Source organism: Caproiciproducens sp. MSJ-32, from assembly GCF_018918055.1.
Classification (GTDB): domain Bacteria; phylum Bacillota; class Clostridia; order Clostridiales; family Clostridiaceae; genus Clostridium.
In genome coordinates, this window is record NZ_JAHLPS010000079.1 from 1 (window position 1) to 6699 (window position 6699).

A 6699-nucleotide genomic window follows, 5' to 3' on the forward strand; every position below is an offset into this window, starting at 1 on the left:
GCTTTATCACAAATACCTGGTATATTATTAAAAACTTTCCCATACATTGTTACTTTAATAGCTTTAGTATTCTTCTCTAAATCTTCTCGTGCACCAAAGGCTGAAGGACAGCCTTTTGACACTGGAAAAAGATAAAATATATAGGTACGGAGATTAAAAAGTAATTCACATAAGACTAAATTTATAAAAACATAAGCTCTTTATTGCAAATGAAGACATCTTAAGTAAGCACAGATATGAAAATATCCCTTTACTTAAGAAGTTATTTTTATGGTTATTATATTAATAACATAAATATAAATTTAGGAGGGGAATTATGGGGATTAGAAAAAATCTCAAAAAAATGATTGCTTCATTAGCAGCTATTACTTTTATAGGAACTATAGTACCTGTAAATTCGATGAAGGCATTGGCGGAAGAACTTCAAACAAAAACCATTCAAATCCTAGCAACAACAGATTTGCATGGAAGATTTTTACCTTATGATTATGCTAGGGCTACAAAGTCCGATGGGGGATTAACACAAATAGCAACCTTAGTGGAAGAGGAAAGAAAAAGTAATGAAAATACTATAGTTGTTGACAATGGAGATACAATTCAAGGAAACTACAATCATTTATTCCTAGAAGACGAAAAAAATCCAATGATATTAGCCATGGGGGAAATAGGGTATAATTCCTTTAATTTGGGTAACCATGAGTTTAATTTTGGAATGGATAAATTATTTCAAATAACAAATCAGGCTAAAGAATCAGGAATAACTGTATTATGTGCTAACCTTTATAAGGATGGGAATAGAGTATTTGATGCATATAATTTAGAAGTATTACCTAATGGCATAAAGGTTGCTACAATTGGTCTTGTTACACCACATATTACTAAATGGGATGGACCTAATTTAGTTGGATACAACCCTACTAATCCAGTTGAAGAAACAGCTAAGGTTATCGAGGAAATAAAGGCAGCTGGAGGGGCTGATGTTTATGTTGTTACAGCTCATATGGGTTTTGATGGGGAATATGGAAATGGAGATTCTGCAAAAGAATTGGTTGAAAAGAATCCAGATGTAGATCTAGTTATAATGGGACATAGTCATGAAGCAGATAAACATGAAACAGTAGGTAATGCTGTTTTAATACAGCCAGCAAATAATGGTAGAAAACTAGGAAAAGTAGAAATAAAGCTCCAAGATAAAGGAGATACCTATGAAGTAGTAGATAAAAAAGTAGATTTTCTAGCTACAAAGGATGTAAAAGAAAATGAAAGCTTATTAAATAAATTAAGTGTATTTGATAGAAGAGCTAAAGCTGATGCTAGTGTAGTAATCGGTAAATTAGTAGGAGAAGATTTAGCTGATAAAAATGAAATTGCTGATATTCCAGAATCAATAGTTAGGGATCAGGGTATAACAGATTTAGTAAATGAAGTTCAATTATATAATAGCGAAAATCATTTGAAATCATTAGGAATAGACCCTGATTCAGGCTATCAAGTTTCAGCGGCAGCCTTATTTGGTGCAAATTCAAATATGAAGGCGGGAGATATTAAAAAATCAGATATTTCTAATATATATAAATATGATAATAAGCTTTATACAATAAAAACTACAGGCAAACAACTTAAGAGATTCATGGAATGGACTGCATCAATATACAATACTTTTAATCCAGGTGATTTAACAGTTTCCTTAAATCCCAATATAAGACTATATCAATACGATATGTTTGATGGAGTTAGTTACGAAATAAATATATCAAAACCAGCTGGTAGCAGGATTGAAAATCTAGTATTTGAGAAGGATGGAAAAGCTGTTGGAGATGAAGATATAATTTATCTAGCAGTAAACAACTATAGATATGATTCCATATTAAATGCACCTGAAAATCCTGTTTTTGAACCAGGAAGTCATGAGAAAATTTACGACACAAACAATGATGCTATATCAGATATGAGAGATTTAATTATAGATTATATAGTTAATGTTAAAAATGGAAGCATCACTAGAAATATTGATAACAACTGGAAGCTAACAGGAGTTAATTATGATGAAAAATTAAGAGCAGAAGCTGTTAGATTAGTAAATGATGGAGTCCTTAGCATACCAGCATCAGAAGATGGAAGAACTCCTAATGTAAGAAGTTTAACTATAAATGATGTTTTAGCAGCAAAGAACCTAAAGAGGGTTGAATTGATTAGTTTTAATGATTTACATGGAAATGTTCAAGAAAGTGGCAAAAATGTAGGAATAGCAAAGCTAGCATCAGCAATAAAGGAAAGAACTTCATTAAATGAATTCTCTAATTATGAAGCTATACCACTAGCTGCTGGGGACTTATACCAAGGTACAGCAATATCAAATCTTACTCATGGTGCTCCAGTAACTGAATTTCTAAAGTATATAAATATACCAGCATCTTCAGTTGGAAATCATGAATTTGACTGGGGAAAAGAACTAATTCCTAAATGGGCTGAAGAAGGCAACTTTGATTTTTTAGCTGCCAATATCCTAGAAAAGAAAACAGGAAAGCCTGTTGAATGGGCAGAGCCTTACAAAATTATAGAGGTAGATGGAATAAAAATTGGTTTAATAGGTGTTACAACACCTGAAACTGCTTATAAGACAACACCAGCAAATGTTGAAGATTTAACCTTTGAAGACCCTTCAATATCAGTTAAAAAGTATGCTGATAAATTAAGAAATGAAGATAAAGTTAATGCAGTAGTTGTATTATCACATTTAGGAGCAACAACAGATGAAAATGGAAAGCCTCTTGGAGAAGCAGTGGATTTAGCAAATAAGGTTAGTAATGTTGATGCAATTATAGCAGCCCATGATCATAAATTCACAAGTATTGAGGTTAATGGAATTAAGATAATTGAAGCAGGATATAATGGCAGGGCTTTAGGAGTATTAACCTTTGATTTTGATAATACAGGAAAGTTAACTGCAATTGAAGCTAAATTAGATGAACTTTATTTAAGAAGCGATAATATAGTGCCAGATCAAGCAGCAGCAGAAATAGTTAAAAAATACGAAGCTGAATTAGAGCCAATATTAAGCGAAAAAGTAGCAGATTTAGATAAGGATTTAGCCCATGATAGAAATGAAGGTCTTACTCCTCTTGGTATTGTTGTTTCTGAAACAATGAGAAGAATTGCAAATGTAGACATTGCTATTGCAAATGGTGGGGGAATAAGAGCTCCATTATCATCAGGAGTATTAACAATAGGAGATTTATATACAATATTACCATTTGATAACACTTTAGTGACAATGGAATTAAAGGGATCAGATATAAAGGCAGCAATAGAACATGGAATTATGCCAGAAAACTTTGGATGGGGACAATTCTCAGGAATAAAGGTTTGGTACGACAAAGATGCCCCAGCAGGAGAAAGAATAACTTCAATTAGGCTAATAGATGGAACTCCATTAGATATGGATAAATATTATACAGTTGTAGTTAATGATTTTATGGCAACAGGTGGAGATGGATATGATTTTACAAATGCTAGAAATATGAAAGATACAATGCTTGTAATGAGAGATGAAATCATTGATTATTGGAGAGAAAATGGAGTAGATACAGATATAGAAGACCTCTTAATTGCAGGTAATGATGATACTGTTATAGATGAAAAACCAGTAGATAATGATAATAAAAATGAAAAGACAGATGAGACTAACAAGGATGATACTGTTATAGATGAAAAACCAGTAGATAATGATAATAAAAATGAAAAGACAGATGAGACTAACAAGGATAATAGTGAGGATAAAAAAGTAGGACTGCCAAATACAGGTGGACGCGATACTAGCTTTATCTTTGGAATAGCCTTATCATTAACTCTAGCTGGAATTGTTATTAGCAGAAAGAAAAAAGGAGATATGATTAGCTGATAATAATAAGAAAAAGGGTGCTGCTGCATTGTCTTAAGATGCGCAGCACTTTTATCAGTTGGTGCACTACAGTAAAGAATTGATAATAAATAAACTTGTATTAAAAAATAAAAATAAGACAATAATAAAGATAACTATAGAATAATAAAATAAGCTTGAAAAATTCATTTTATTATTCCATAATAGATACATACATAATCTTTTACCTTTCATTTCTCTAATGCTATATCTGTTAAATATCCCATATGAATTTTTTTAATATAATTAAAATTAAGTAATTTATAGTACCTGGAGGTGTAACCTTGACGAAAGAGTTTTATGAAAATAAAACCTTAGCTGAATTAAGGGAAATAGCTAAGGAATTTAATATAAAAAATATAACTAAATATAAAAAAAGTGAATTAATAGAAGAAATAATGAAGAACAAACCAAATAGCATAGAAAAAAATGGGGTAATTTTAAGAGAAAAGATAGTTCCTAAAAATAAAGTTGAAGATAATTCTAATAAAAATATAGTTAATAATAGTAATGATGAAATTAATAATAACGAAGAAGATAAGGAAGAAAAAAAAGAGAGACTTAAAAATATGATAAATGAATCAGATACTGCAATTGGAGTATTAGAAATATTAGAAAATAATAATTTTGGTTTCTTAAGATGTAATAATTACCAAACAAGTGAAGATGATATATATGTCTCTCCATCCCAAATAAGAAGGTTTAATTTAAGAACAGGTGATGAGGTTTCAGGAAAAGTTAGAGAAGCTAAAGATGGTGAAAAGTTTAAAGCTTTATTATATGTTGAAAAAGTTAATGGAGAAGATCCTGAAAGAGCTGTTGGAAGACCTTCTTTTGAAAGTTTAACTCCAATATATCCTAGTGAAAGATTAAAATTAGAAACAGATAATGAAGGTGATTTATCTTCAAGATTAATGGATATAATTTGTCCGATAGGTAAGGGACAAAGGGGGATAATAGTTGCTCCTCCAAAAGCAGGTAAAACAACATTACTAAAAAAAATTGCCCAAAATATATCTAAAAATTATCCTGAAGTAAAGCTTATAGTTTTACTTATAGATGAAAGACCAGAAGAAGTTACAGATATGAAGAGATCAATAAATGGAGATGTAATATATTCTACCTTTGATGAAGAACCTCAACATCATGCAAAGGTCTCAAGAATGGTCTTGGAAAGAGCCAAAAGAATGGTTGAGCAAGGTAAAGATGTTGTTATATTATTAGATAGTTTAACAAGATTGTCTAGAGCATATAATTTAACTATAACACCTACAGGAAGAACCTTATCAGGAGGATTAGATCCGGGAGCCTTAATAATGCCAAAGAAATTCTTTGGTGCTGCTAGAAATATTGAAGAGGGAGGAAGTTTAACAATATTAGCTACAGCATTAGTTGAAACAGGTTCCAGAATGGATGATATGATATTTGAAGAGTTTAAGGGAACTGGTAATATGGAAATTCACTTAGATAGAAAACTACAAGAAAGAAGAATATTCCCAGCAATAGATATATATAAATCAGGAACAAGAAAAGAAGATTTATTATTATCAGCAGAAGAACTTGAAGTAGCATATACTATAAGAAGAATTATGTATAGAGATGGAAATATTGATAATGTTACAGAAAAATTAATAAATCTATTAGCAAAAACAAAAAATAATAAAGAGTTTATAGAAATGTTTAATAAAAGTGACATATAAAAGATAAAAGGACTGCCAGACAGTTAAGAAAAATAACTTGTTTTTTATTGTTGGCAAGTCCTTTTAAATTTATTTATAATTCTGAATTTATCTTTTAATTAATTTCATTATTATTTTCAAATTGTGAATAAGTAAGTTCAGATTTAATAAGATTATCTGCTAACTTTACAATATTTTCTTTAGAATAGGAAGACGCTAAATTTGCCATGTTTTTTTCTATTTTTTTCAACTTATCAGGATTATTAATTAAGTCAGAAATTAATAGGTTGATTTCTAATAAGTTATTTAAATAAATTGCACATCCGTTAGCTTGTAAAACTTCAACATTTTCACTTTCCTGCCCTGGTATAACAAAAGGAATAATCAATGGAAGCTTTTTGCTAATTGCTTCTGTTGATGTTAAACCACCAGGCTTGCTAATAATTAAATCAGAATAATTCATCAAAACATCTATATCAGTAGAGAATCCTAAAATATGTAGTTTTTTATCTTTTATATTATTACTATATTTTTTTAATAAACTCATCCGTAATTCTTCATTTTTTCCGCATACAACAGTTATTCTTAATTTGTTGGGATTATTTAATAATTCCTTTAAGACATAAGAAATATTTTTTAATCCCATACTTCCACCCATTAGTAAAATATTAAAGTAATCGCCTTTGTCTATTCCTGTTAGATTGATTCTATCCTCAAAAAATTTATCCTTTACAGGTATTCCATAAACAAATATTCTATCTTTTAATATTCCTTTTTCAATTAAATTATCTTTAGTATCATTGCTTCCCACTATATAAGCATCAACTTTATCGTTTATATAAGCTCCATGAGCTTTAAAATCTGTAACTATTGATATAATAGGAATATTAATTTTATTTTTTATATTTGCTGCTATAGGAACAGCAAAGGGATGAGTTGCTACTATTACATTTGGATTTATATTTTTAATAAATTTATAAATCTTTTTGTTTAGAAAGTAAAAAATAAAAGAAATTATTTTACCAATTAATAATGTGTTAGAAATTTTATATAAAAAACCATAAGTCTTAGGGAAAAATGATGCAGATATTTCATATCCTT

General features: G+C 29.6%; 3 protein-coding genes and 1 pseudogene. 3 read left to right on the forward strand and 1 reads right to left on the reverse strand.

Annotated features, from left to right (window positions below; genetic code table 11):
- The 3 genes and pseudogenes from KQI16_RS13040 to rho all read left to right on the forward strand — a co-directional run.
- Positions 1-135, forward strand: a pseudogene (locus KQI16_RS13040) (ABC transporter permease); the annotation flags it as partial.
- Positions 136-316: 181 nt separating this feature from the next.
- Positions 317-3901 carry a 5'-nucleotidase C-terminal domain-containing protein gene (locus KQI16_RS09200; RefSeq protein WP_216433783.1) on the forward strand — a complete coding sequence of 1195 codons (3585 nt, stop codon included), beginning with the start codon at positions 317-319 and terminating at the stop codon, positions 3899-3901.
- 302 nt (positions 3902-4203) lie between these two features.
- Complete coding sequence (rho, locus tag KQI16_RS09205; protein ID WP_216433784.1) at positions 4204-5619, forward strand: transcription termination factor Rho; 1416 nt, start codon at positions 4204-4206, stop codon at positions 5617-5619.
- A 94-nt stretch (positions 5620-5713) separates the two neighbouring features.
- Here rho and KQI16_RS09210 read toward each other — a convergent pair.
- On the reverse strand, positions 5714-6699 hold a 986-nt coding region (locus tag KQI16_RS09210), incomplete at its 5' end, for an MGDG synthase family glycosyltransferase (RefSeq protein ID WP_216433786.1).